This is a genomic window from Allomuricauda sp. NFXS6 (genome assembly GCF_040148835.1).
Lineage (GTDB): Bacteria > Bacteroidota > Bacteroidia > Flavobacteriales > Flavobacteriaceae > Flagellimonas.
Genome location: NZ_JAGEMG010000017.1, coordinates 38,283 through 64,755 on the forward strand (window position 1 = coordinate 38,283; position 26,473 = coordinate 64,755).

Consider the following 26,473-nt stretch of genomic DNA (forward strand, 5'->3'; position numbering starts at 1 on the left):
GTAGCCAAACTAATACCGACCGAAAAAGAACCAGTATGATCTTTGGCAGTTATAGCAGTCTATAAAAAAAATAAAACCAAAGGATAATTTGGACAATAATCAACGACCAATATAAAGAGAGATCAGTATACAATGTCCTGTAAAGAACGACAACGCTTACGGAAAGTAAACATTTAAAGAGTGAATTATGGATCCTAAAGAAATTATAACCTTTGATGCCATTGTCATTGGCTCTGGGCAAGCAGGAACCCCTTTGGTTTTTAAATTGGCATCAGAAGGTCAAAAAGTAGCGTTTATCGAAAAAGAGCATTTTGGGGGCACCTGTCTCAACAATGGTTGTACCCCGACCAAAGCCTATGTCGCCAGTGCCAGACGTATTTGGGAAGCACAGCATGGAGAAGATTTGGGGATTGACATTCCGTTGGGTGCCAAGGCCAATCTTCGTAAAATAAAAGCTAGAAAGGACACCTTGATTCAAAATTCTATAGATGGTATTATCAAAGGGGTGGAGCAAAATGAAAACATCATTTTCTTTAAAGGTGAGGCACGTTTTGAAGGTAAAAAGGTCGTAGCAGTGAACAACACATTGTTAACTGCTGAAGAAATATACATCAATGTTGGAGGGAGTCCATTTATTCCTGATGGGTATAAGGCCATCCCCTATCTTACCAATCAAAGTATATTGGAATTGGAAGAATTGCCCGAGCATTTGCTGATTATTGGTGGAAGTTATATAGGTCTGGAATTTGGCCAAATGTTTTCGCGCTTGGGCTCAAAAGTTACTATCATAGAACAAGGAGACACCATCATCGGGCGGGAAGATGAGGAAACCAGCCAAACGATCCAACAGATTATGGAAGAGGAGGGCGTGGCTTTCAGATTGGGGGCAACATGTCTTACCGCAAAAAAAAATGAGCATGGTGGTATCTCTGCACAAATCAATTGTTCCAAGGAGGGAATGGTGGAAATTGAAGGAAGTCATCTCTTGTTGGCAGTAGGTAGACGCCCAAATACAGCAAACTTGCAGCTTGAAAAGACCGCAGTAAAGACAGATGGTAAAGGATTCATTCATGTGGACGATTACTTGGAAACCAATGTGAAAGGTATTTTCGCCTTGGGCGATTGCAATGGGAAAGGAGCATTTACCCACACTGCATATAATGATTATGAGATTATCGCGGAAAATAAATTTGATGGGAAAAATAGAAAGGTCTCTGACAGGATCACAACCTACGGGCTTTATGTTGACCCACCACTTGGCAGGGTCGGCATCACCAAAAGGGAGGCCCGGCAAAAAGGGATGGATGTGCTCATAGGGCATCGCCCGTTCAGCAAAATCGCCCGAGCAAAGGAAAAGGGTGAAACCAAAGGTTATATGAGCGTGGTGGTGGATGCAAGCACCAAGAAAATATTGGGTGCAACGATACTCGGTGTGGGCGGCGATGAAATCATAAGTAGCATCATCAATATAATGTATGCGGATACAAGTTACGAAGTCATACGAGATTCCGTACAACCACATCCTACCGTTTCAGAACTCATCCCCACAGTATTGGAATCGTTGACTAAATTGTAAAGAATAATATGAAAGCCATTTGGAACAATCAGATTGTGGCCGAAAGTGCCGACACAATCATTATCGAAAACAATCATTATTTTCCACCGGAAAGTATCAATTCAACATATTTTAAGGATAGCGGCACCAGTAGCTCTTGCCATTGGAAAGGTACGGCCCATTACAAAACACTTGTGGTGGAAGGGGCGGTCAACGAGGATGCTGCGTGGTACTACCCGGAACCCTCGGCGTTGGCAAAAGGGATAGCAGGTTATTATGCTTTTTGGAAAGGAGTAAAGATTGAGGACTAATGGAGCTTAAAGTACAGTTTATAAAGACCAGAAAGAACACGGAAACTATATGTAACCCACTTCAAACAGAGGATTATGTGGTACAGCCCATGGTGGATGTATCCCCACCAAAATGGCATTTGGCACATACCACCTGGTTTTTTGAACAGTTTGTCTTGGTAAAGTATGATCCGGACTATAAGGTGTTTCATCCGGATTTTGCCTATTTGTTCAACAGCTACTACAACCATATGGGCGAAAGGACGCTTCGACAAGATCGAGGCTTTATGACCCGACCAAGTGTTGCAAAGGTTTATGAATACCGAAACTATGTCACCGCTGCCATCACGAAGGTCTTGGAAAACAATCCCAGTGATGAGGTGTTGGAATTGGTGGATGTCGGTATCAACCACGAACAACAGCATCAAGAGTTATTGGCGTATGATATCAAATACATTTTGGGAACACAGCCCACCTTTCCAAGTATCGGTGATTGTTTTATGTTGCAAGAAGAACAACAGAGCCAGCAGTGGCTCTCTTTTTCAGAAGGCCTTTATGAAATTGGCCATCAAGGAAACGGTTTTTGTTTTGACAATGAATTGCCCGTGCACAAGGTTTATGTGCAAGATTTTGACATTAGCAACAGCTTGGTCACCAATGGGGAATTTTTGGAATTCATGGAAGATGGCGGATATGGGAACTTTGATCTTTGGCATGATGAAGGCTGGCATTTTATAAGGGACAATGCGATTGAACACCCACTCTATTGGCATTTCAATGATGGAGCATGGCAACAGTACCATTTCAACGGTTTGGAAAAGTTGAACCCAGACCTGCCCGTTTCACATATTTCTATGTATGAAGCCTATGCCTTCGCCAATTGGAAAGGAATGCGATTGCCCACCGAGTTTGAATGGGAGGTTTCGGCTCAAAAGCTGCCTTGGGGACAACTGTGGGAATGGACAAATTCGGCCTATTTGCCCTATCCGGGATTCACCCGTGCCGAAGGTGCACTTGGCGAGTACAATGGTAAGTTTATGCTCAACCAAATGGTCTTGCGAGGTGCTTCGGTGGCCACGCCCGAAGGTCACGAAAGGGGCACATACCGTAATTTTTTCCACGCATCTAGCCGATGGATTTTTTCTGGAATACGACTGGTGAAACAATAATTTGAAATGGGGGAATTTTTTGAACATGTAAAGGAGGGGCTCAGCAAAACACCGAAAGAAATCTCCTCTCGCTATTTTTATGATGCCAAGGGAGATGCATTGTACCAAGACATAATGCAGTTGCAGGAATATTATCTTCCCGGTTGCGAAATGCAGATTATAGAAAACAAAAGTAATCAGATTGCCCAAGACATCTCCGCGCGACATTCGTGTTTGCAAATCGTGGAACTAGGGGCAGGTGATGGTTCAAAAACCAAGTATATGCTCAAGCAGTTCCAACCCTATTTCAGTTCTTTGGAATATATTGCCATGGATATCTCGGAGAATGTTTTGGATATCAATGAAGCGGAAATCAGAAGTGAAATTGGACAAATAGGGTACAACGGTGTCGCCGGTGATTATTTTGAAACTTACCAATCCCTGTCCGCAACATCCAGTGGAAGGTTGGTCTTGTTTTTGGGAGCGAATATCGGTAATTATAGCACTGAAGAAGTAATCGACTTTTTCAAGTTCGTCCAGTCCAAACTCAACGGGGATGATTATTTTTTAGTAGCCTTTGACCTTGTTAAGGATCCAAGAAAAATTCAAGCCGCTTACGATGACAGCAAAGGCATTACCAAACAGTTTAACCTTAATTTATTGGAAAGGATGAACCGAGAGTTGGGTGCAAATTTTGACATCCAAAATTTTGATCATTTTCCATTTTATGATCCGTTAACAGGTATTGCCTCCAGTCAAATTATAAGTATGAAAAAGCAGACCGTGGAGTTTTCTGATGGTTTTTCTGTTACTTTTGACCTTTTTGAAGCGATACATACTGAAATTTCCAAAAAGTTTTTTTGGAGTGATATAGAGGAAATCGCCAAGGAGTCGAAAATGTATATCGAACAGACTTACTTTACCCCAAACAAAGGATACACTTTTGTATTGTTTCGGGGCAAATAGTGCTCAATTATCATTTTTGATAGTTGTAAAAACCTCTTATCTATCTCCAATAAACTTCATAACAAATGGTTTTGTACAAATACTGTTTTATCATCTACAGCTATCGATTTTTCGATAATATGGCTTTTTGATTTTATAATCTCACCATCTTTTCCCAACGCCTTTCTTTCGTTTTTTAAAATTCTCAATGATCAAAGCAATGAATTTAAACACCCACCTGTATGTCTTCAAACGAATTAGGCCCTAAAGGATCAGTTCAACATTTTGATGGAAAACAGAATGGGTTTAAATTCATATTTAAAACAGAAAGTAATTCAGAAGAGTTTTTATTTATTAGAGAAAACCTTAATGAGAATAAGGTTACATCCGCATACGGAAAGTTTTGTGTGAAATAACGTATTAAAAACACCTTCGGAGAAAGGTGCCCTTAAAATGTTAACCAAGATGGAACAAAATCAAGAAAATTGATTTGTTGTCCGTATAACGGAATATCATGATTTACAGAACGTATATCTACAGGATTAAAACTTTTTTGATCTCCTGTTTGTTCTAATTTATACTAATGTAAAACCATTTTCTGAAAGTTTAAATAAATGTTAGAATGTAAACTATTTTTTAGTAAGGGGGAATGAACTTTAACAAACCAGTGGATTCATTTCACTATAAAAGTTCAATAAAACAGTGCCTTAAAAACAAAGGTATTGAAGTAGAATCGATATAATGGCGAACGCAACGAAGTGGAGTGCTGCAAGCCCCAAATCTTGCCAAACTAACCTCACTGAGCGAGGCAATTATATCTATTAATCCGGTATACTCTTCTCAACATTCGAAGTGATCCAATGGTCTGTTGGCCTCAATTTTATATCGTTCCAATCTCCATTCCGTTATTATAAGCTTTAGATTGCTTTTCCATAGGTGCGATTTTGTTTTTTAGTGAAATTGCGTCAATTTTTTCGTCAAAAATTCCCAGTGTTTACTGGGCCTGCCAAAGGGTTTACTGTAGATTTCGGAAAAGTCTACTGTAGCCCCAGATTTTGCAAAGTATTCCAAAATCATTTTAATTAACTGGTTTTCAATTTGTTGAAGACCCGAAAACAACCGTGATGGCGCATTTTGCGCATCACCCTCTTGCTATTCGTTTTTTCACGCGAGCGTGAAAACCCAAATACCTTTCTTTAGAGTATAGAGTATCAATTAACTAAGTGGTAGTTGTTTCCTTGGAGCTGTTAATTGAACTTATCTTTCCGAACACTATAAAAAATGATGGGAACCAAGTGGAAAAGTCGAAGGTGAGACTTAGGACCTAAATTATTTTTTATTTTGGACGTGCTTCTTTTTTAGTTGGGTACTTTGATTTTTTTAGCTTGGATCTAAGCAGTTGCATATCATTGCTGACCTTCTTTTCAATAACGCGTGCATAAATCTGAGTCGTTGCCAATTTGGTATGGCCAAGCATTTTTGACACTGTCTCAATGGGAACACCATTTGACAATGTCACGGTCGTTGCAAAGGTGTGGCGAGCCATATGGAAGGTAAGATTCTTTTTGATCTTGCACAGGTCAGCAATCTCCTTTAGGTAGCTGTTTAATTTTTGGTTGGATATTTTAGGTAATAAAGTACCCGTTGCTTTTGTTCTTGCATGTCCAAAGTATTTATTTACAAGAGAAAGCGGGACATCCAATAAGGGGAGTTCATAGGGAACTCCGTTTTTGTTTCGTTTTGCGGTTATCCATTTATTCCCATCAATCCCGATGACAAGATTTTTATGGGTCAGTTGTATTATGTCTCCATAGGGAATTCCGGTATAACAACTAAAAAGAAAAAGGTCTTTTACAATTTCAAGACGCTCGCATGCAATTTCTAAATGAACAATGCTCTTAAGTTCTTCCTCGGTCAGAAATTCCCTCTGCCTTTTTTCCATTTTAGGGGTAAATTTTTTAAATGGGTCGTCTTTCAACCAATCCAGTTCAACTGCCAACTTTATTTGTTTTCTAAAACGTTGGATATGTTTCATTACAGCATTGTTGGCAATAGACTTTCTGTAATGTTTCTTTGGGTCATAAGCGCGCAGGAAGCTCTCCAATCTCAAAAGGAAAGGGTAATCAAGCTCGTGTAACGGATAATCATTTTTATTGTATTGTTCTTTGATGAACTCAAGGACATACTTTTGATTGGTTCTGTAATGGCAAAGGGTTTTGGGAGCCAATTTTTCCTTGTTGGTCTCATTGTGGAATTCAAAGACCTCGCTCAAATAACGTACCTTTTGGTTCTCACCGAGATAATGGGATTTTATCTTTTCCACGGTAACGAGACCATGGGCTGCCTTCAGTTCCCGGTACAGTTGGAAAATATCCATTCTGACCTCCTCCAGGTATTCGTTCAAGTATCTGACGGATGCTTTGGTGCCCTTGGCACGTTGTTTTTTTGAGTCCCAACTGTTGACATTCAGTTTTTTCTTCAGGCTGATGTTGGCCTTTTTGCCGTTAAGACTGATTCGGGCGTAAAGATTTGCTTCATTATTGGCATTTGCTCGTTGGGCGTATTGCCAAATTAGGATGGAAAATGTGTTGGTCGATCTCATAGAGAGGAGTTTTTAATTAAACAATCTGCTACGAAAGTCAAATCAACCATACAGTCAAATCGTCCGATTTTCAATGCCAAAATTTCATGTTGACGAATTGAAAAACCTATGTTGACGATTTGTGAACTCTTTTAAACCATATTATATCAAATTAAATGATATGCCAAAAAATGCAAAATCCTGTAAATCAGTTAGATTACAGGATTTTGATGTCTTATGATTTGTTAAAAAGTGACCTGACTGGGGCTCGAACCCAGGACCCTCTCCTTAAAAGGGAGATGCTCTACCAACTGAGCTATCAGGTCTTCAAGTTGCGCCTAGCTGTTTGGCTAAGCGGGTGCAAATATAACATCAATAATCTATTTTCCAAGGTGAATTAATGATAAATTTGTGTTTTTTTGAAATCGGGTAAAATTCTTGAATATGAAAATTGTTTTAGTGGGATATATGGCAAGTGGAAAGTCAACTGTTGGACGATTGTTGGCCAGACATTTAGGGGTGCAGTTCATCGATTTGGATAATTATATTGAGGCGAATCAAAAAAAAACCATCAAAAGTATTTTTTCTGAAAAAGGAGAAGTTTTTTTTAGAAAGTTGGAGTATCAAATGCTAGCTGAGGTTTTGGAAAAAGAAGAATCCATTATTCTTTCAACAGGAGGGGGAACTCCATGTTACGGGACCAATATGGAAACGATATTGAATCAATCGGACCATTCCATTTATCTTGATGTGAATATTCCCAACTTGGTCCAGAGAGTTTCAAAAGAAAAGGAAAACCGTCCGTTGGTAAAAAATATTCCGGGTGAGGAACTTCCTGAATTTATTGGAAAACATCTTTTTGAACGAAGACCTTACTATTTGCAGGCAAAACACATTTTGGATTGTAACGTGGCAGATGCGGAAACAGTAGTGGAAAACATAAAAGAACTACTCTAAGTAAACTGCATTGTTCTTTGGTTCAAAGTCTACCTTAATGTGTTCGTTCAGCGATGTGGAGAGCGATATACCCTTAAAATCTGCCTTTATGGGATACTTTTTATGGTTTCTATTGACCAGCACAGCTGTTTTTAACTGTTTGATAGGTGTTTTAAGAAAGTGGTGGGTGCCATAGATCAATGTGGTGCCCGAGTTCAATACATCATCCACCAATACAATGGATTTGTTTTTATATTCTTCCTCCGAAAGCGATGTGCTCACTCCGCTTTCCAAAGGATTCTTTTTGTCCATATCCACCTTGCACAAAATAATTTGGGCATCGGTTATCTTTTTAAGGACAGCGATGATTTTCTTGGCAAAGCTTTCACCCCCGCCATTGATGCCGGCAACCACTATCTCCTTTTCGTCCACATTGGTCTCATATATCTGGTATGCAATGCGTTTTATTATGTGCTGTATTTGTTCGTGGGTAAGAATACGGTTTATCATAGTGTTTGATAGTTCTTTCAAAGATATAAAATGGTTTATTCCGATTCGTCCAAAAAATCGTCCAAATCCCGACGGTCTTTTTTTGTTGGACGCCCCAACCCTTTTTTTCGATAATGTTTTTTTGCATATTGGAGCAGTTCGTTGTGTTCAAACGCTTCTTTGGGCGTGGTATCCTTTCGGTAGATGTCAACCAATTTGGCCCCGACACGGCTTTCCGGAACGTCCAAAACGGTGAGCTGGTAATCAATTTGGTTTTTTCGTACCACAATTTTGTCCATAGGGTAAACATCTCGGGAGGGCTTTACAGCACTACCGTTTACTTTTACATGTCCTTTTTTTACCACGTTGGATGCAATACTTCTTGTTTTAAAGTATCTGGTGCACCAAAGGTACTTGTCTATTCGCATGGTCTTCGCAAATCTTTGTTAATGGGCGGAACAAAAATAATGGAAAATTGTATCTTGCGCGCCTAAATAAGAGACTTGATGAAGTACGGAGTTTTAGTTTTCATATGTTTTGCAGTTACATTACTGTCTTGTAGAAATGATGACGATGGCGGTCCTGAGCCCATACCACCAAGCTTGCTGAGCGAGGTGGCACCAGAGGATGATGAGAAGATCAGGGAATTTTTGAACACGCACTTTTACAACTATGAAGATTTTGAGACCCAGCCTGAAGGTTTTGATTACAAAATTGTAATAGATACTATTGCCGGGGAGAATGCCGACAAAAGGCCTATGATGGAGGATGCCAAGACAATGAAGTTTAATGTTTCTTCCAGTCATTTTGGACTTAGTGCGGAAGAAGAAAATATTGAACATACATTATATTATATCGAAGCAAAGAAAGGTGGAGGCGGAAGTCCAACCTATGCAGATTCCACTTTGGTTAGGTACCAAGGGTTTTTATTGGATGGGACCCAATTTGATGAGAGTAAAGATTTTTCTTGGACTGATATATCAAGAATAGCCGCAAGAGGTTTTGCGGATGGTTATGCTCAATTGAGTGCAGGAACATCGGATCAAATCGTTGAAAATGGGGATGGAACTTACAATATTAATAACAGTGGTATTGGCCTAGTAATCATGCCATCTGGTATGGCATATTTCAATAGGTCTCCCTCGGGCTTAATTCCAACATATTCAGTTTTAATGTTTCAAATTGAACTTGGATTGTATGTAGAAGGTACCGACCATGATAATGATGGTATTCCTTCCGCTCAAGAAGATTTGAATGGTAATGGATTTTTAGGTGATGATAATACAGATGGCGATGACGAACCATTTAACACGCCTCCAAGGCCAAATTATCAAGATCCAGACGATGATGGTGATGGTATTTTGACACGGGAAGAAATTATAGTAGAGAATGGAGAAATAACTTTTCCCGATGCTGACGGTGATGGCGTTCCTGATTATTTGGACCCAGACAACTAATTGAAAAAAAGTATATAAAACTAAAAAGGTCTAAAAAGTAAGGCGATGTCATATTGAGCTTGTCGAAATATTTTCAACTTACTGATAATCAATATCGGTTTCGACGGGCTCAACCTGACAAATCAAGTTATGAAGACTTTTTAGACCTCTTGTATTTATTAAATAAATTATAAGCTACAATTTAAGCGAAAGTGCAAAAATAATCTGCGAAGGTCTGGAATCTACTCGACCAGATACATCGGTGATATTGTCGCCAATAATTTCTGCTTCGTTCTCAGAGAATCCTCTTTCGTACCTTACGTCCAATCCCAGTCTTCCGAGATTTACACCTACGCCCGCATTCAATCCCACGGTAAAGTCGTTTTCTACATCTTCGACCGTCAAACCTTCCAAATCGTTCTTAAGGGTATATTGGAATGCAGGACCTGCAAAAATATGCAGGGGTCCAATCAATTTATACCCCAAAAGTACGGGCATGTCCAATTTGGACACATCGTAATCTTGTGAATCACCATCAATATCGTAGGAACTCTTTGTTTTGGAATACACCAGTTCGGGTCTTAGATAAATCTTAGGGAAATCCAATTTACCCCAGAAACCAAAATGATAACCTGCTTTACCGCTGGCACCTTCGACGATATCTTGACCGCCATCACCAACAGAACTGATCAAATCTCCATTTTTATTGTAAGATAAACCAGCTTTGACTCCAAAACCTGAGCCGCTTTGTGCCATGGCAGAAGAACCGATTAGGGCAAATGCTACTACTAGAAAAGTTTTTTTCATAAAAGTGTTCTTTTTAAAAGGTTGAAATACCTCCCAAAAGAGGTACCTGAAACTATTTACGTTTCAACACTTTTAAAACGGCCTTTTCTATGGCTTTATTGTTCAAACCGTACTTCTCCATTAACTGTTCGGGCGTTCCACTTTCACCAAAGGTGTCCTGGGTTGCCACAAACTCTTGAGGGGTAGGGTGGTGGCTTGCCAATACACGGGCAACACTTTCTCCAAGTCCTCCTAAATAATTGTGTTCTTCGGCGGTAACTACACACCCCGTTTTCTTTACGGAGTCCAAAATAGCTTTGTCATCCAAAGGCTTTATGGTGTGTATATTGATTACCTCTGCAGAAATTCCTTGGCTCTCCAACGTTTCTGCCGCAAGTAGCGATTGCCACACCAAATGTCCTGTGGCAATAATGGTCACATCGGTCCCCTCATTGAGCATTAGAGCTTTGCCAATTTCAAATTTTTGGTCCACTGGTGTAAAGTTGGCTACCTTAGGGCGTCCAAAACGTAGGTAAACCGGTCCGTGGTGCTCTGCAATGGCAATGGTAGCTGCTTTGGTCTGGTTAAAATCACATGGATTGATGACCGTCATACCAGGCAACATCTTCATCAAACCGATATCTTCCAAAATTTGGTGGGTGGCACCATCTTCACCCAAGGTCAATCCAGCGTGCGAAGCACATATTTTTACGTTTTTACCCGAATATGCAATGGATTGACGGATTTGATCGTACACACGGCCCGTGGCAAAATTTGCAAAGGTTGAAGCAAATGGGATTTTTCCCCCAATGGTCAAACCTGCGGCTATGCCCATCATATTGGCTTCTGCAATACCTACTTGGAAGAACCGCTCTGGATTTTCCTCGATAAACGTGTCAATCTTTAATGATCCAACAAGGTCGGCACATAACGATACCACATTGGGATTGGTTCTTCCCAGTTCTGTCATTCCCGCTCCATATCCGCTGCGGGTGTCTTGTTTTCCTTGATCTGTATATTTAGTCATTGTCTTTTATTCTAAGATTAGTAATCGCCTAAAGTCTCCGGGTTCTGTTCCAATGCGGTGGCCAATTGTTCATCGCTCGGAGCTTTCCCGTGCCATGCATGCGTGTGCATCATAAAGTCTACGCCATTCCCCATTTCGGTGGTCATTACAATACAAACAGGTTTTCCTTTGCCCGTTCTGCTTTTTGCTTCGTTCAAGCCAGCGATAACTTGCTTTAGGTCGTTTCCGTTTTCAATTTCCAGGACATCCCATCCAAATACTCGGAATTTCTCGGCAACATCACCAATAGGAAGCACATCTTCGGTGGCGCCGTCAATCTGTTGGCCATTGCGGTCCACTGTGGAAATCAAATTATCCACCTTGTTACCAGCAGCGTACATTATTGCCTCCCAGTTTTGGCCTTCTTGCAATTCACCATCCCCATGAAGACTGAACACCAAATGATCGTCACCGTTCAATTTTTTGGCAAGTGCTGCACCGATGGCTACCGACATTCCCTGTCCCAATGAGCCTGATGCCACACGTACTCCGGGCAATCCCTCGTGGGTCGTGGGGTGTCCCTGTAATCTGGAATCTATCAATCTAAAAGTGTTCAATTCCTCAATTGGGAAATAACCTCTTCGGGCTAAAACACTGTAAAAAACCGGAGAAATGTGTCCGTTGGACAAGAAGAAGAGATCTTCTCCGATTCCATCCATATCAAACCCATCCTTTAAATCCATTACTTCGTTGTAGAGTGCTACAAAAAACTCGGTACAGCCCAAAGAACCTCCTGGGTGACCCGAATTTACCTTGTGGACCATTCGTAAAATGTCCCTTCTTACCTGTACTACCAGGTCCTGTAATTCTTGCGTGTTCGGCATCGTGTCAATAATTTTGATACCAAATGTAATTGCATTATTCGTAGAAAACAAGTGTTTAAAATACATTTATTAACCGTCTTGGTTTCGGAAACTTTATTTTTTTGTTAAGGAACAACGAAACAGAGTTGGTTATATTTGCGGTTCTAAAACGAACAATTGGATTTTACCTTAGTACAAAAGGACAACAAAAGCAAAGCCAGGGCGGGGAAATTGACCACTGACCATGGCTCTATCGAAACTCCGATATTTATGCCCGTGGGCACGGTGGCCTCGGTAAAAGGGGTTCACCAAAGAGAGTTGAAGGATGAAATAAATCCCGATATTATTTTAGGAAACACCTATCATCTTTTTTTAAGGCCTGGAACTGGAATTCTACAAGAAGCCGGGGGACTCCATAAATTTATGGGTTGGGACCGCCCCATTTTGACGGATAGTGGCGGGTATCAAGTCTACTCATTGTCTGATAACAGAAAGATTAAGGAAGAAGGCGTAAAGTTTAAATCCCATATTGATGGATCTCGTCACTTTTTTACTCCGGAGAACGTGATGGAAATACAACGCACCATCGGCGCGGACATTATTATGGCCTTTGATGAGTGTACTCCGTATCCCTGCGATTACCAGTATGCCAAGCGCTCCATGCACATGACGCATAGGTGGTTGGACAGATGCATCAACCATTTGGAGAAGCTTCCCTATACCTACGATTATTCTCAAACTTTTTTCCCGATTGTACAAGGATCCACTTATAAAGATTTGAGGAGGCAATCCGCAGAATATATTGCATCATCAGGTGCGGAGGGGAATGCCATTGGTGGACTTTCCGTAGGGGAGCCTGCCGAGGAAATGTACGAAATGGCCGAGATTGTATGTGATATTTTGCCAGAGGACAAACCAAGATATTTGATGGGCGTAGGCACCCCGATCAATATTTTGGAGAATATTGCGTTGGGAGTGGATATGTTCGATTGTGTGATGCCCACCCGTAATGCACGAAACGGAATGCTGTTCACGGCACACGGGACCATCAACATCAAAAACAAAAAATGGGAGAACGATTTTTCCCCAATTGATGAAATGGGAATAACCTTTGTGGATACCGAATATTCCAAGGCGTATTTACGTCATTTGTTTGCCGCTAACGAATATTTGGGCAAGCAAATTGCCACTATCCACAACCTTGGTTTTTATTTATGGTTGGTGCGTACAGCTAGAGAACGTATTTTAGCCGGAGACTTTTTGGAGTGGAAGACCAAAATGGTCAACCAAATGGATAAAAGACTATAATGTTTACCATACTCGATAGATACATTTTAAAACGGTACCTGATCACCTTTATGGGAATGCTCTTGTTGTTTGTTCCTATCGGGATCATGGCCAACTTGGCAGAGAAAATCGGCAAGATTATCGACAATGAAGCTCCATTGGCCGAAGTAATCGCATTCTATGGTAACTTTACTTTGGTTATCGGGAATTTGTTACTGCCCATTTTTCTTTTCCTATCCATTATATTTTTTACATCCAAACTGGCCAGTAATACAGAGATTGTCGCTATTTTGAGTTCTGGCGTGTCTTTTGGGCGGTTTTTACGACCCTATTTTGTGGGAGCGACCATGGTTGCCATCCTAATCTTTATGATGGGTATGTTCATTGTGCCCCATGCCAGTATCGGGTTTAACGAGTTTGAGTACAAATACTTTAAAAAAGGTAAACAGACCAGGGTTACGGAGAATATCTTTAACCAATTGAATGAGAGCGACTATATCTACGTGAGTAGTTTTGACCCCAACCGCCAAATAGGTTACAATTTTACCTACGAACATTTTGATTCTATAGGCAAGTTGGATTATAAAATTTCAGCCAGTAATATTCGATGGGTAGCGGATGATAGTATTTATCGGTTGACCAACTATGAAAAACGAAAGATCAGGAACGAAACCGAATATATCAATGCAAAGCGCAGGCTGGATACAGTTTTCTCCTTCCAAATTGATGACCTTACCCCAGTTTCCTATGTGGCGGAGACCAAAAACCTTTTTGAACTCAACGATTTTATCGAGGATCAACGTAGAAAGGGCGCATCCAACATCAATGCCTACGTCTTGGTAAAATATAAACGATGGGCCTTGCCCATTGCGGCATTCATACTTACCGTAATCGCGGTTGCCGTATCCTCTATGAAGCGTAGAGGTGGAATGGGCCTTAATTTGGCCTTCGGTATCGGTGTTGCCTTTGTGTATATATTTTTTGATAAAGTGTTTGGTACCTTGGCGGAGCAATCCGGCTTTTCGCCCTTATTGGCCGTAGTAATACCCAACCTTATTTTTGGTGTTTTTGCCGTTTATATGCTCATGAAAGCCAAGCGATAATTCATCAATAATCATGTATATTGTTGACCATAAAAGACTTGTATATTTCATGGGAGTATCCCATAATGTTATATATTTGTCCCCATTGTTTTTCGTGAAAATAAAAGACTTCCCATGGAATATCTAGAATTTGAACTCCCCATCAAAGAACTTGAAGAGCAACTTCAAAAATGTATGGTAATTGGGGAAGAAAGTGATGTGGACGTTACAGAAACGTGTGCACAAATCGAAAAAAAACTTGCACAGACACGCAAGGATATCTATAAAAACCTTACCGCTTGGCAAAAAGTACAATTGTCAAGACATCCCAGCCGTCCCTATACCATGGATTACATCAATGCCATTTGTGGAGATACCTTCTTGGAGCTCCATGGAGACAGAAATGTAAAGGATGACAAGGCTATGGTGGGTGGACTTGGGAAAATTGGAGACCAAAGCTATATGTTTATTGGTCAGCAAAAAGGATACAACACCAAAACCCGCCAGTACCGTAATTTTGGCATGGCAAACCCTGAAGGTTACAGAAAAGCACTTCGTTTGATGAAGTCCGCGGAAAAATTCAAGATACCCGTTGTCTGTTTTGTGGATACTCCAGGCGCTTACCCAGGTATTGAAGCAGAGGAACGCGGTCAAGGAGAGGCCATTGCACGTAATATTTTGGAAATGACGCGGCTTAAAGTACCGATTATTGTAATAATTATCGGAGAAGGAGCCTCAGGAGGTGCTTTGGGCATTGGAGTGGGAGATAAGGTACTAATGTTGGAAAACACGTGGTACTCCGTAATATCTCCGGAATCTTGTTCTTCTATACTTTGGAGGAGCTGGGAATACAAAGAACAGGCTGCCGAATCACTAAAATTGACCGCTACCGATATGAAAAAACAGGGATTGGTCGATGAGATTGTGAAAGAACCTTTGGGTGGTGCACATACCAATAGGGCAAAAACGTTTGAAACGGTCGCGAACAAAATTTCTTCTCATTTTGAAGAACTCAAAAAGTTATCACCAAAAGAATTGGTGAAAACCCGTATGGAAAAATATGCGGATATGGGTGTTTTCAGCGAATAAATCTTGTTTTTCAGGGGTTCATCTTTTTCATTAGGTTATATCCTTGATTTTTTTTATGTTATTAACAGGTATTTGAAGTTATCAACATCCAAATTGTTGAGTACCTGTGGAAATCGTATCCGTCTAAATTAAAGTTAACTAAAGGTTAATTAGCTACTTTCGCATTCATGGAAAAACCTAGCCCCATCGCAGGACATCGTGTGGACAAATCCGCCCTCATCAATCTTGAAAAAGGTAAAATACCACCTCAAGCAGTTGATTTAGAGGAAGTTGTGCTGGGAGCTATGATGATTGACAAAAAGGGTGTAGATGAGGTTATCGATATTCTTCATCCCGATGTTTTCTACAAGGATTCCCATAAATATATTTACGAAGCCATTTTCAATTTGTTCGAAACTTCTGAACCGGTGGATTTATTAACTGTTTCTGCACAATTGAAGAAGGATGGCAAGCTAGAAGCGGTCGGAGGTGATTTTTATTTGATAAAACTCACCCAAAAAGTAGCTTCATCGGCACATATTGAGTTTCACGCTAGAATTATTCTTCAAAAATACATTCAACGAAGCCTGATAAAAATATCCAACGATATTATTGAGGAGGCTTACAGCGATGCAACCGACGTTTTTGACCTTTTGGACAATGCGGAGGCAAAATTGTACGAGGTTACCCAAGGAAATCTAAAACGTTCTGCCGAAACTGCCCAGAATTTAGTGATTCAGGCGAAAAAACGAATTGAGGAAATTTCCAATAAGGAAGGATTGAGCGGGATACCATCTGGTTTTGATAAGTTGGACAGACTTACTTCCGGTTGGCAGCCGAGTGACTTGATCATTGTGGCGGCACGTCCAGGTATGGGTAAAACCGCGCTAACACTTTCCATGGCACGTAATATCGCGGTAAACTCGGAAATTCCTGTGGCATTCTTCTCTTTGGAGATGTCATCTGTACAGTTGATTACCCGTTTGATTTCTTCAGAAACCGGGCTGTCTTCGGAAAAACTAAGGACCGGAAAACTCGAAAAACACGAATGGGAGCAATTAAATGTTAAGGTGAAGACCTTGGAAAAAGCGCCATTGTTTATTGACGATACCCCATCACTTTCCATTTTTGACTTGCGGGCCAAAGCAAGACGATTGGCCTCACAGCACAACATCAGGCTTATCGTAATTGATTATTTGCAATTGATGACCGCAGGGGGAAGCCAAAAAGGAGGGAACCGTGAACAGGAAATCTCTACCATTTCAAGGAACTTAAAAGCATTGGCCAAGGAGCTCAATGTTCCTGTAATCGCACTTTCTCAGCTTTCGAGGGCCGTTGAGACCCGTGGAGGTAGCAAGCGACCTATCCTTTCGGATTTGAGGGAATCTGGAGCGATTGAACAGGATGCAGATATTGTTTCCTTTATTTACAGGCCGGAATATTATAAAATTGACGAGTGGGACGATGAGGAGCGCACACCCACACAAGGTCAAGCAGAGTTTATAGTAGCTAAGCACCGTAACGGAGGTTTAGAAAATATTAGGTTAAAATTTGTGGGTGCTCTGGGTAAATTTGATAACTTGGATGACTTTGATTCCCCATTCGAATTCCAATCGAAGATGAATGCGGACGAAGAAAATCCCTTTGCAACACCAAACCTTCCGAGTACGGATGATGCATTTGGTAGCGCAATGAACAGTGATGATGACCCAGATGATAATGATGTACCTTTTTAAATTATTCCAAGTAATGTCACCTCGAGCGAAGTCGAGAGGTCTCTTTTTTATTACACTCTTATTTTCCTTACAATCTTTTGCTTCCGTAATCTTGATACCTATGGATGATGAGGGACAAAAAAATCATTTAAAAGCTTACGGGATTACCTATTGGGTACTTGCCAAACAGCAAAAAGTACAATGGCTGCTCAACTATCGAGGCGGTTCATTTATGCTGCCCGATGGCGATGCAATTCGCAAAGAATGTCAAATCCGGGGCGTTTCTTTTGAAGTGCTTTCGGATGGCCAAGCAGCTCAAATTTTGGAGGATATCAGCAGTCCGTCCCAAAATCAAGATGCCATTATTCTGGAAAAAGCCCCCAAGATTGCCGTGTATTCCCCAAAGGGGAACCAACCTTGGGACGATGCCGTGACCATGGTGCTAACCTATGCGGAAATCCCTTATACCACTATTTACGACACCGAAGTATTGGGCGACAAATTGGCGCTATATGATTGGTTGCACTTGCACCACGAAGATTTTACTGGGCAGTACGGGCGTTTTTATGGGCATTACCGAGCTGCTCCTTGGTATATTGAAGACAAAGCCAATGCAGAAGCACTTGCTCAAAGCTTGGGCTATTCCAAAGTGTCCGAGGAGAAATTGGCCGTAGCACTAAAAATCAGGAATTATGTGATTGGAGGTGGTTTTATGTTCGCCATGTGTTCCGCAACCGATAGTTTTGATATTGCCTTGGCCGCTGAGAAGGTGGATATTTGTGAGCCTATGTTCGATGGTGACCCTTCGGATGCGAACTATCAGGCCAAACTGGATTTTAGCAATACGTTTGCCTTTACCAATTTTACCTTGGAACGCAATCCCATCCGGTATGAGTTCTCATCCATCGATATGACGAACAAAAGAGCAAATGTTCCCAAGGAGTCGGATTATTTTTCTTTGATGGAATTTTCGGCCAAATGGGACCCAGTACCCACAATGTTGACGCAAAACCATACCAGTCTGGTCAAAGGATTTATGGGGCAGACCACGGCCTATACACGTAATCAAATAAAACCTACGGTAATGGTGTTGGGCGAAAACAAAATCAATGGGGAGGCCAGATACATCCATGGTATCAAAGGAAAGGGCTTCTTTACCTTTTATGGAGGTCACGACCCTGAAGATTATCAGCATAGGGTGGGGGACCCCAAAACGGAACTGGACCTTCATCCAACCTCACCGGGGTACCGATTAATTTTGAACAACGTCTTGTTTCCCGCTGCTCGCAAAAAGAAACAGAAGACCTAAGTCAAGTGTTCTTTAAAGAAATCGATGGTTCTTTTCCAAGCCAAATCGGCTGAAGCTTTATCAAAACGTGGTGTGGTATTGTTGTGGAACCCGTGGTTGACATCAGGGTAAAAATGAACCTCGTATTCTTTGTCGAGTTCTTTCAGTTTGGCTTCATAATCTTCCCATCCGGCATTTACTCTTTCATCCAATCCCGCATAATGAATCAATAAAGGCGTATTGATCTGTACCACTTCTTCATCTGCGGGTTGACTGCCATAAAACGGAACGGCTGCGGCCAAATCGGGAACTTTTACGGCCATCATATTGGAAATCCATCCACCAAAACAAAATCCGACCACACCTACCTTGCCATTGCAATCCTCATGATTTTTAAGATAATCATAGGCGGCGATGAAATCTTCCAGCATTTCATTGCGGTCCCTTTGCCTTTGCAGTGTTCTGCCCTCATCATCATTACCGGGATAACCACCTAGTGGTGTCAAAGCATCTGGCGCCAATGAAATAAATCCTGCTTTGGCAGCTCGTCTTCCCACATCTTCAATATAAGGGTTGAGGCCTCGGTTTTCGTGCACGACCACGACACCGCCCATTTTGCCTTTACTATCTTTTGGTTTGGATAACAATCCTTTGATTTCACCACCACCTTTCGGCGAATTGTAGGTGATAAAATTGGAATCCAAATCGGGATCGTTGGGTGATACCAGCAGAGTGTCCTTATAATTGGGCATAATAAAGCTCATCAAGGAAGCCATGGTAATACCCCCAACGGCATACACCGAGAGTTTTTCCATAAACTCCCTTCGGTCCAATTGGTTGTGGGCGTATTTGTCGTAAAGGTCAAAGACTTCTTGTTTGATCTGTTCTTTTTTTACGGGTACCATAGTAGTGTTGCTTTTGTGTTTTGCCTTTTAAGGTACAAATTTTACAAAAGCAAATAACTCAGGATAAGACAAATGGATAGGATATTGTTGCTAAATCAACTTCTCCAAAACCCGCTCTACACCGAAATCGTCATTACTGTGGGTGCTGAATTTGGCTGTTTTTAGCACGTTGGGATGGGCATTGGCCATGGCAAAGCTATAATCGGAGAGCTGTAACATCTCTAAATCGTTGTTGTAATCGCCAAAGACCATAATTTCGTTGGATGCAATTTGATAGTCGTCCATCACTTTTTTAAGTGCATACCCTTTATGAGCATTCAAATCGGAGACATCTACCCAGTTGGCTCCTGAGACCTTTACCTTCAAATCACCTTCCAAATGTTTTACGTGGGGGTATATATGCTTCTCGGAATTTTCAAAATGGTAAATGGCTATTTTTAGCACTTGCTCGTTAACCTGTTTTTGGTCTTCAACAATCTCAAACTCGGAATAATATTCACGGAGCATTTCCAAGAATTCGTTGGAATCTCCTCCAACATAGGCATTGTTTTGGCAACAGAGTACAGGGTGTACATTATCCAATGGACGTACGGTATCTAGAATACGAAGTACTTCCGATTTATTGATGGGTGTGGTAAGTAGGGTTTCCTCTTGTTTTCTGATCAATGCTCCATTTTCTGCAATGACCAAGATTTCATTTTTGATGGACTCCAATTTATCGACCATGCTATGGTACTGTCTTCCACTTGCGGCAACAAATGCAATGTTTTTCTTTTTGAGTTCTTCGTAGATTTCAAAAAATCGGGGGCTTACTTCATGTTTGGAGTTCAACAACGTTCCATCCATATCGGTAACCACCATTTTTATCTGAGATAGGTCCATGCAAAGTAATTAAGTTGCAAAGTTATTTGTTATTGACCGAACTGAACCCTTGTTTTGGTAAACTTTATATTAATTTCGTTGGCAAAGATTTTCTTGTACATGAATTTTTATCAGAAAGAAATACAATTACGATCCTATTCAAGAGGGTTTCATTTGATTACCGACACGGTTATTGATGCATTGCCAGAAATTCGAAAAATCAAAACCGGGTTTCTTCAAGTGTTTATTAAACATACTTCGGCCAGCTTGACCATTAATGAAAATGCAGACCCAACGGTACGAACGGATTTTGAGAGCCATATCAACAAAATGGTTCCTGAAAATGCACCGTATTATGTACACAATTACGAAGGTCCGGACGATATGCCTGCCCACATCAAAGCTTCATTGATGGGAGCTTCGATTCAGGTACCGATTACTCAGGGCAGTTTGAATATGGGGATTTGGCAAGGGATTTATCTATGCGAGCATCGAAATCATGCTTCAGGTAGAAAGTTGGTGATTACGGCTTATGGAAACTGATTGGTGATATTTTTCGGTATTTTTAGGATATAACTTATGACTTGCCAATAGATATCGGTTAAAAGTGAGTTGATGTGATTCGAGTTGTTTTTTAGCAGTGGGTGTTCAATAGTATTATATTTTTATGCAAAGAATCTTTATACTTCTTCTTTTAGTATTGGGCCCTTTAGGTGTGTTTTCCCAAGAATTTGTGCAAGGTAAGCTGCTGGATTCTGTCAACAAAAACCCCGTTGTTTTTGCCAGCATCGTATTAAAAGGTTCTTCCAAGGGAGTAATCTCCAACGAAGACGGAGGTTTTCGAATTCCTATTGAATTCAAAAACCAATACGATGAACTAATTATTTCATCCATGGGGTACGGATCTCTTATTGTTCCCACAGACAATCTTTTAGAAGACATAGTGAACATAATTTATATTGAGCCCAAAACCATTGAGCTCCAAGAAGCAACTGTTGTAGGGTACAAGAATAGATATAGCGCAAAAAAAATAGTCAGGAAGGCCATAAGGACAATACCCGATAACTTTTCAACCAACCCTTTTGCAATGGTGGGGTATTATCGGGACTACCAGCAAGACAATTCAAAATATGTAAATCTTAATGAAGCTATTGTTGAAATACAGGACAAAGGGTTTGATCAAAGAGATTTAAAGACTACTGATTTTAGAATCTATAGATTAGTAAAAAATCAAGATTTTCCACGCGATAGTATATCGAGCGGGTCCTACGACTATTTGAAAAGGAATAAAGTTTTGGAAAAAGGGGTTCTCCCTGCTTACAATGGTAATGAACTGATTATTCTAAGGGTTCACGACGCTATCCGTAATTACGATCAGGTGTCGTACTCCTTTATAGATGAAATGAAAAAAGATTTTATCCAGAACCATGATTTTACCTTGTCAGACGATGTTTATCTGGATGGGAAGTGGTTGTATGCAATCAATTTTAAAACCAAAATAAACGGTGTTTATACCAAAGGCCAGATGATGGTTTCCAAAAAAGACTTTGCTATCTATGGTTTGCAGTACGAAGCGTATCAATCGGACCAATCAAAACGTATCTTTGAAATACATTCCGAGTATCGGCCCCATCAGGGTAAGATGTACTTGAGCTACTTGTCCTTTAGCAATAGTTTTAAGGTGAAACTGCCCCCGACATTTGTGATAAACAAAACTTATATGGATATGGAAAATCGGATGATCGTGATTGATTTCAATAAGGATTTGGATTTTGAGTCGGCCAAGGCACCGGAGAATTACGAGTTGTTTTTTAGAAACAGTAATATCCATGTGCAAGTCTTAAGGGTGTATGGGACAGAAAAGCAAGTAGTTTTAAAACCACTGTTCAAATCGGAAAGAATGGAAAGGTTGTTCTATGAGGCGGTGGAAAACAATGACAAAGGAAAAGAGGCTGATAAAATTGTCTGCACAGTCATTGGGGTCAAGGATACCGAGGGCAATGTATTGGGGGTTTCGGAATCGAAGACCTATCTGCAGTTCAGGGAGTTTTTTACACAAAAAATACTTTCGGAGGATAAGTTGGATGGGGAAGGCATTGAGATGGACAGAAACAAACCATTGTTTGAAAATAGAATTCCAAATGAGTCCCTAAACTCGATGGAGGGGTATTGGATGAACACACCGCTCAAGGAAACGCAAACACTGGACTAAAAAGCTGCTACTGTTTTAAAATAAAAGATCCCGCACAAGGCGGGATCTAAATAAGCGGGGTAAGTTTATATTAACTTTTTTATTTTACTTTCTCAACGATAGCTTTAAAAGCATCATGGTGGTTCATGGCCAAATCGGCAAGAACTTTTCTGTTAAGTTCAATTCCATTGGCTTTCACCTTACCCATAAATTGAGAGTAAGACATTCCGTGCATTCTGGCACCAGCATTAATACGGGTAATCCATAGGGAACGGAACGTACGTTTTTTGTTTCTTCTATCGCGGTAAGCATAAAGCATTGCTTTTTCTACCGCATTTTTGGCTACTGTCCAAACGTTTTTACGTCTTCCAAAGTAACCTTTGGCTTGCTTCATCACTTTTTTTCTTCTAGCTCTTGAAGCAACTGAATTTACTGATCTTGGCATAATGTGTCATTTTTTTGTAGCAGGCGTCTCAATTATTGAGAACTTTTATGGCCCGACTCCATGGTTAATAAATAATGTACCGGTGAACAATTATTTTAAACGTAATTGTTCTTTGATGTTGTCCTCATCCGCTTTGTGAACCAAAGTGGAATGGGTCAACTTTAGCTTACGCTTTTTAGATTTTTTAGTCAAAATGTGACTCTTAAAAGCGTGCTTTCTTTTGATTTTACCAGTTCCTGTCAGCTTGAAACGCTTCTTGGCACTGGATTTTGTTTTCATCTTAGGCATTTTCCTAGTATTTAACTCCGCTTATTATACCGAACCAGGGTCCAGTTTTTATTTTTTGTTTGTCTTGGGCGCAATGAACATGGTCATACGCTTGCCTTCTAATTTAGGCATTTGCTCTACCTTTCCAAGCTCTTCGAGTTCTTGGGCGAGTCGGAGCAATAATATTTCGCCTTGATCTTTATAAACGATAGATCGTCCTTTAAAGAATACATAGGCTTTTAGTTTGGCACCATCTTTCAAGAACTTTTCTGCATGTCTTTTCTTGAATTCATAATCATGGTCGTCCGTCTGCGGTCCAAACCTAATTTCCTTTACGACAACTTTACTTGCTTTGGCCTTCATGGCCTTGTCGCGTTTCTTTTGTTCGTAAAGAAACTTTTTATAATCCATCACCTTACAAACAGGGGGTTCGGCATTTGGCGAAATTTCCACCAAATCCAACTCCTGTTCGTTGGCTATTTCCCTTGCTTTGGAAATGGGATAAACACCCATCTCAACATTATCGCCGACAAGCCGTACTTCTCGGGCTTTTATTTTCTCATTGATGTTATGAGGGTTTTTATTTTCCCTCCTAGGTTGGGGTCTAAATCTTCTTCTAATTGCTATGACGTAAACTTTTTAATTAAACTTAATTTTTTAGAACGACTTTAAGGTACTATTTATTTCAGTAGTTACCAAGTCCGAAAATGTATCTACGCTCAAACTACCCAAATCCTCACCTCCATGTCTTCTTACAGAAAGGCTGGCAGACTCCTCTTCCTGTTCCCCAACAATGATCATGAAAGGGATTTTTTTGAGTTCTGCCTCACGGATTTTCTTCCCTACCGTCTCGTTCCTGTTATCAATGAGCGCGCGAATTTCGTGATTTTCTAACGAATTCAAAACTTTTTCGGCATATTTTTCGTGTTTCTCACTGACGGGCAGAACGATAGCTTGCGTTGGAATCAACCATAACGGGAAGTTTCCGCCTGTGTGTTCGAGCAACAGCGCCACAAATCGTTCCATACTTCCAAAAGGGGCACGGTGAATCATCACGGGCCTGTGCAGTTCGTTGTCACTTCCTTTATAGGTAAGGTCAAATCGCTTCGGTAAATTGTAATCCACCTGAATGGTACCCAATTGCCAGTTTCTTCCTAGGGCATCTTTGATCATAAAATCTAACTTTGGGCCATAAAAAGCAGCTTCACCGCTTTCAATCACGTAGTTCAAACCTTTTTCCTCTGCGGCATCAATGATAGCTTGTTCCGCTTTTTCCCAATCATCAGTATTTCCTATGTACTTTTCGGGATTGTTCAAATCCCTTACGGATACTTGGGCAGTAAAATCTTCAAACCCTAAAGAATTCAATACATACAAGGTAAGGTCGATTACATTTTTGAATTCATCGTTTAATTGTTCCGTTGTACAGAAAATATGGGCATCATCTTGGGTAAACCCTCTTACTCTTGTTAGTCCATGTAATTCACCACTTTGTTCATATCTATATACGGTACCGAATTCGGCGTAGCGTTTCGGTAAATCTTTATAACTAAACGGTTGGCTGTTGTATATCTCACAGTGATGCGGGCAGTTCATGGGTTTCAACAAAAACTCTTCATCCTCTTTGGGTGTATGGATGGGTTGGAAGCTATCCTCGCCATATTTTGCGTAGTGGCCGGAAGTTACATAAAGTTCCTTTTGGCCAATATGAGGAGTGACCACCATTTCATAGCCTGCTTTCTTTTGGGCTTTCTTTAAAAACTGTTCCAAGCGTTCACGCAGGGCGGCACCATTGGGCAACCATAAAGGAAGACCTTGGCCTACCTTCTGCGAAAAAGTAAAAAGCTCGAGCTCCTTACCTAGTTTTCTGTGATCTCTTTTTTTGGCCTCCTCCAAAAGTTGAAGGTACTCCGTAAGTTCTTTTTGTTTCGGGAACGATATACCGTAAACCCGAGTCAACTGCGTATTGTTTTCGTCACCTCTCCAATAAGCACCCGCAACACTTAATAATTTTATTGCTTTAATGATGCCAGTGTTTGGAATATGCCCTCCGCGACATAAATCGGTAAATGTGCTATGGTCACAAAAAGTGATGGTACCGTCATCAAGATTTTCGATGAGCTCCACTTTGTACTCATTTCCTTGTTCTTTATAATAGGAAAGTGCATCGGCTTTAGAAACACTTCTCATCTTATAGTCATGTTTCCCTCTAGCAATTTCCAAAGCCTTTTTCTCGATTTTGGGAAAATCCTTTTCGGAAATGGTTTCATCGCCAAAATCCACATCATAATAGAATCCATTTTCTATAGCCGGACCAATGGTCAACTTTATGTCAGGATAAAGTTCCTCCAATGCTTGGGCCACAACGTGGGAGGAGGAGTGCCAAAATGCTTTTTTGCCTTCATCATCGTTCCAAGTATAAAGGGTCAATCTGCCATCTTCGGTTAATGGTGTGGTGGTTTCAACCGTAGTATCATTAAATTTTGCAGAAATAACGTTTCTCGCAAGCCCTTGGCTAATACTTTGGGCAATGGAAAAAGGAGTAGTTCCCTTTTCAACTTCTTTTACAGCACCATCAGGCAGTGTGATCTTTATCATGTTGTTTAAACTTCTATTTTTTATAATCGAGAGGACAAAGATAATACCTTGTATAGATGCTACAAGACTTACTTTTGGATATATACTAATTTTCTACAATAATAAAGGTGGGTTCAATTGGTTTTTAGACTGAAGAATCGAAAAAGGAAAGATGTTTTTGTAATTTTTAAAAAAGTTGTATTTTTATGTGTTTCGGTTTCAGTGAGTTGAAAGTAAATATACATAGAAGTCAAAAAAAGCTCTTGTTTGTTTTTGGAATGATGTTACATTTGCAGCCCGAAAACAGCAAAGTGCTAGCTTTTCGGTGAGTTCATAACCTTATTGACATACTGTTTTGACGAGTCGACAAGATTAAAAAAACACAAAAAAAGCATTGTGTAATCAAAAAAACCGTTTTACATTTGCAGCCCGAAAAACACCAAGGTGTTGCACGGGAAGGTTCATGTGAAAAGGTTGTTTTTAAGGTTGAGAAAATGTTTTGAAATTTTTTTCAAAAAAAGCTTGCCAGTTTAGAAAACAGTTGTAAATTTGCAGCCGCTTTACCAACGAGGTGAAGAGGCGAAACTGAGAAGATTGATTTTAAGAAGATTAACTCGGTTTTTTGAAACAAAAGAAGTTCATATACATATTGTAACGACAGCGTAGAATTAAGAATGAACCATTTTGATGCAGGGACTCGGATTTCCGGGTGTCGGACAGACATTCAAGGAAATACAATGAAGAGTTTGATC

At 40.5% G+C, this 26,473-nt stretch carries 25 protein-coding genes and 1 tRNA gene; 13 read left to right on the forward strand and 13 right to left on the reverse strand.

The window, feature by feature from the left end:
* Window positions 1-187 precede the first annotated feature (187 nt).
* The 4 genes from J4E06_RS17900 to J4E06_RS17915 are packed head-to-tail and all read left to right on the forward strand — an operon-like array spanning window position 188 to window position 3,959.
* The gene (locus tag J4E06_RS17900) at window positions 188-1,576 is read left to right on the forward strand and encodes an FAD-containing oxidoreductase (RefSeq protein ID WP_349525359.1); all 1,389 of its coding nucleotides are present in this window, start codon (window positions 188-190) and stop codon (window positions 1,574-1,576) included.
* Window positions 1,577-1,584: 8 nt separating this feature from the next.
* A complete protein-coding gene (locus J4E06_RS17905) occupies window positions 1,585-1,866 on the forward strand; it encodes a DUF427 domain-containing protein (RefSeq protein ID WP_349525360.1) in 282 nt (93 codons plus the stop codon).
* A complete protein-coding gene (gene egtB / locus J4E06_RS17910) occupies window positions 1,866-3,014 on the forward strand; it encodes an ergothioneine biosynthesis protein EgtB (RefSeq protein WP_349525361.1) in 1,149 nt (382 codons plus the stop codon). Before J4E06_RS17905 ends, egtB begins: the two co-directional genes overlap by 1 nt.
* 6 nt (window positions 3,015-3,020) lie before the next feature.
* Window positions 3,021-3,959 (forward strand): L-histidine N(alpha)-methyltransferase, encoded by a 939-nt coding sequence (locus J4E06_RS17915; RefSeq protein WP_349525362.1) that lies wholly within the window; start codon window positions 3,021-3,023, stop codon window positions 3,957-3,959.
* Between the two features lie 1,315 nt (window positions 3,960-5,274).
* Here the strand turns inward: J4E06_RS17915 and J4E06_RS17920 are convergent.
* Window positions 5,275-6,540, reverse strand: coding sequence for a site-specific integrase (locus J4E06_RS17920; protein WP_349525363.1), 1,266 nt, complete (start codon window positions 6,538-6,540; stop codon window positions 5,275-5,277).
* A gap of 232 nt (window positions 6,541-6,772) precedes the next feature.
* Window positions 6,773-6,845, reverse strand: a tRNA-Lys gene (locus tag J4E06_RS17925).
* Between the two features lie 118 nt (window positions 6,846-6,963).
* Here J4E06_RS17925 and J4E06_RS17930 point away from each other — a divergent pair.
* Window positions 6,964-7,476, forward strand: coding sequence for a shikimate kinase (locus tag J4E06_RS17930; RefSeq protein ID WP_349525364.1), 513 nt, complete (start codon window positions 6,964-6,966; stop codon window positions 7,474-7,476).
* Here the strand turns inward: J4E06_RS17930 and J4E06_RS17935 are convergent.
* Together J4E06_RS17935 and J4E06_RS17940 are read right to left on the reverse strand one after the other, a co-directional pair.
* Window positions 7,468-7,965, reverse strand: coding sequence for a phosphoribosyltransferase family protein (locus tag J4E06_RS17935; RefSeq protein ID WP_349525383.1), 498 nt, complete (start codon window positions 7,963-7,965; stop codon window positions 7,468-7,470). The two genes, J4E06_RS17930 and J4E06_RS17935, sit on opposite strands and share 9 nt — an antisense overlap.
* A 35-nt stretch (window positions 7,966-8,000) precedes the next feature.
* Window positions 8,001-8,372: an RNA-binding S4 domain-containing protein gene (locus tag J4E06_RS17940; protein WP_349525365.1), complete on the reverse strand. Its 372-nt coding sequence runs from the start codon at window positions 8,370-8,372 to the stop codon at window positions 8,001-8,003.
* A gap of 78 nt (window positions 8,373-8,450) precedes the next feature.
* On the opposite strand from J4E06_RS17940, the gene J4E06_RS17945 reads away from it, so the two are divergent.
* On the forward strand, window positions 8,451-9,401 hold the full coding sequence (locus J4E06_RS17945; protein WP_349525366.1) for an FKBP-type peptidyl-prolyl cis-trans isomerase: 951 nt from the start codon (window positions 8,451-8,453) through the stop codon (window positions 9,399-9,401).
* A gap of 174 nt (window positions 9,402-9,575) precedes the next feature.
* On the opposite strand, the gene J4E06_RS17950 is transcribed toward J4E06_RS17945, so the two are convergent.
* From J4E06_RS17950 to J4E06_RS17960, 3 genes are read right to left on the reverse strand one after another with little or no spacing between them, the layout of a single operon-like run.
* Entirely contained in the window at window positions 9,576-10,187 is a 612-nt protein-coding gene (locus J4E06_RS17950; protein ID WP_349525367.1) for an outer membrane beta-barrel protein, read from the reverse strand.
* A gap of 52 nt (window positions 10,188-10,239) precedes the next feature.
* A complete protein-coding gene (locus J4E06_RS17955; protein ID WP_349525368.1) occupies window positions 10,240-11,193 on the reverse strand; it encodes a transketolase family protein in 954 nt (317 codons plus the stop codon).
* A gap of 17 nt (window positions 11,194-11,210) precedes the next feature.
* Window positions 11,211-12,056, reverse strand: a complete 846-nt coding sequence (locus J4E06_RS17960) for a transketolase (protein ID WP_349525369.1) — start codon at window positions 12,054-12,056, stop codon at window positions 11,211-11,213.
* Between the two features lie 156 nt (window positions 12,057-12,212).
* Between J4E06_RS17960 and tgt the strand changes: the two genes are divergently transcribed.
* From tgt to J4E06_RS17985, 5 genes are all read left to right on the forward strand, one after another.
* Window positions 12,213-13,343, forward strand: coding sequence for a tRNA guanosine(34) transglycosylase Tgt (gene tgt / locus J4E06_RS17965; RefSeq protein WP_349525370.1), 1,131 nt, complete (start codon window positions 12,213-12,215; stop codon window positions 13,341-13,343).
* The gene (locus tag J4E06_RS17970) at window positions 13,343-14,425 is read left to right on the forward strand and encodes an LptF/LptG family permease (RefSeq protein ID WP_349525371.1); all 1,083 of its coding nucleotides are present in this window, start codon (window positions 13,343-13,345) and stop codon (window positions 14,423-14,425) included. Before tgt ends, J4E06_RS17970 begins: the two co-directional genes overlap by 1 nt.
* A 114-nt stretch (window positions 14,426-14,539) precedes the next feature.
* The gene (locus J4E06_RS17975; RefSeq protein WP_349525373.1) at window positions 14,540-15,493 is read left to right on the forward strand and encodes an acetyl-CoA carboxylase carboxyltransferase subunit alpha; all 954 of its coding nucleotides are present in this window, start codon (window positions 14,540-14,542) and stop codon (window positions 15,491-15,493) included.
* Between the two features lie 167 nt (window positions 15,494-15,660).
* A complete protein-coding gene (gene dnaB / locus J4E06_RS17980) occupies window positions 15,661-17,208 on the forward strand; it encodes a replicative DNA helicase (protein WP_349525374.1) in 1,548 nt (515 codons plus the stop codon).
* 13 nt (window positions 17,209-17,221) lie between these two features.
* Window positions 17,222-18,496 carry an asparagine synthetase B gene (locus J4E06_RS17985; protein ID WP_349525375.1) on the forward strand — a complete coding sequence of 425 codons (1,275 nt, stop codon included), beginning with the start codon at window positions 17,222-17,224 and terminating at the stop codon, window positions 18,494-18,496.
* On the opposite strand, the gene J4E06_RS17990 is transcribed toward J4E06_RS17985, so the two are convergent.
* On the reverse strand, window positions 18,493-19,380 hold the full coding sequence (locus tag J4E06_RS17990; protein ID WP_349525376.1) for a dienelactone hydrolase family protein: 888 nt from the start codon (window positions 19,378-19,380) through the stop codon (window positions 18,493-18,495). The two genes, J4E06_RS17985 and J4E06_RS17990, sit on opposite strands and share 4 nt — an antisense overlap.
* 90 nt (window positions 19,381-19,470) lie before the next feature.
* Complete coding sequence (locus J4E06_RS17995) at window positions 19,471-20,262, reverse strand: HAD family hydrolase (protein WP_349525377.1); 792 nt, start codon at window positions 20,260-20,262, stop codon at window positions 19,471-19,473.
* Between the two features lie 99 nt (window positions 20,263-20,361).
* Here J4E06_RS17995 and J4E06_RS18000 point away from each other — a divergent pair, with 99 nt between their 5' ends.
* The gene (locus tag J4E06_RS18000; protein ID WP_349525378.1) at window positions 20,362-20,784 is read left to right on the forward strand and encodes a secondary thiamine-phosphate synthase enzyme YjbQ; all 423 of its coding nucleotides are present in this window, start codon (window positions 20,362-20,364) and stop codon (window positions 20,782-20,784) included.
* Window positions 20,785-20,908: 124 nt separating this feature from the next.
* Window positions 20,909-22,453 (forward strand): carboxypeptidase-like regulatory domain-containing protein, encoded by a 1,545-nt coding sequence (locus J4E06_RS18005; protein WP_349525379.1) that lies wholly within the window; start codon window positions 20,909-20,911, stop codon window positions 22,451-22,453.
* 79 nt (window positions 22,454-22,532) lie between these two features.
* Here the strand turns inward: J4E06_RS18005 and rplT are convergent, their stop codons facing one another.
* The 4 genes from rplT to thrS form a co-directional block, all read right to left on the reverse strand.
* Window positions 22,533-22,877, reverse strand: coding sequence for a 50S ribosomal protein L20 (gene rplT / locus J4E06_RS18010; protein ID WP_349525380.1), 345 nt, complete (start codon window positions 22,875-22,877; stop codon window positions 22,533-22,535).
* Between the two features lie 90 nt (window positions 22,878-22,967).
* The gene (gene rpmI, locus J4E06_RS18015) at window positions 22,968-23,165 is read right to left on the reverse strand and encodes a 50S ribosomal protein L35 (protein ID WP_014033572.1); all 198 of its coding nucleotides are present in this window, start codon (window positions 23,163-23,165) and stop codon (window positions 22,968-22,970) included.
* A 48-nt stretch (window positions 23,166-23,213) separates the two neighbouring features.
* Window positions 23,214-23,765 (reverse strand): translation initiation factor IF-3, encoded by a 552-nt coding sequence (gene infC / locus J4E06_RS18020; protein WP_198519716.1) that lies wholly within the window; start codon window positions 23,763-23,765, stop codon window positions 23,214-23,216.
* A 36-nt stretch (window positions 23,766-23,801) separates the two neighbouring features.
* Window positions 23,802-25,742 (reverse strand): threonine--tRNA ligase, encoded by a 1,941-nt coding sequence (thrS, locus tag J4E06_RS18025; protein WP_349525381.1) that lies wholly within the window; start codon window positions 25,740-25,742, stop codon window positions 23,802-23,804.
* Window positions 25,743-26,473: the final 731 nt, after the last annotated feature.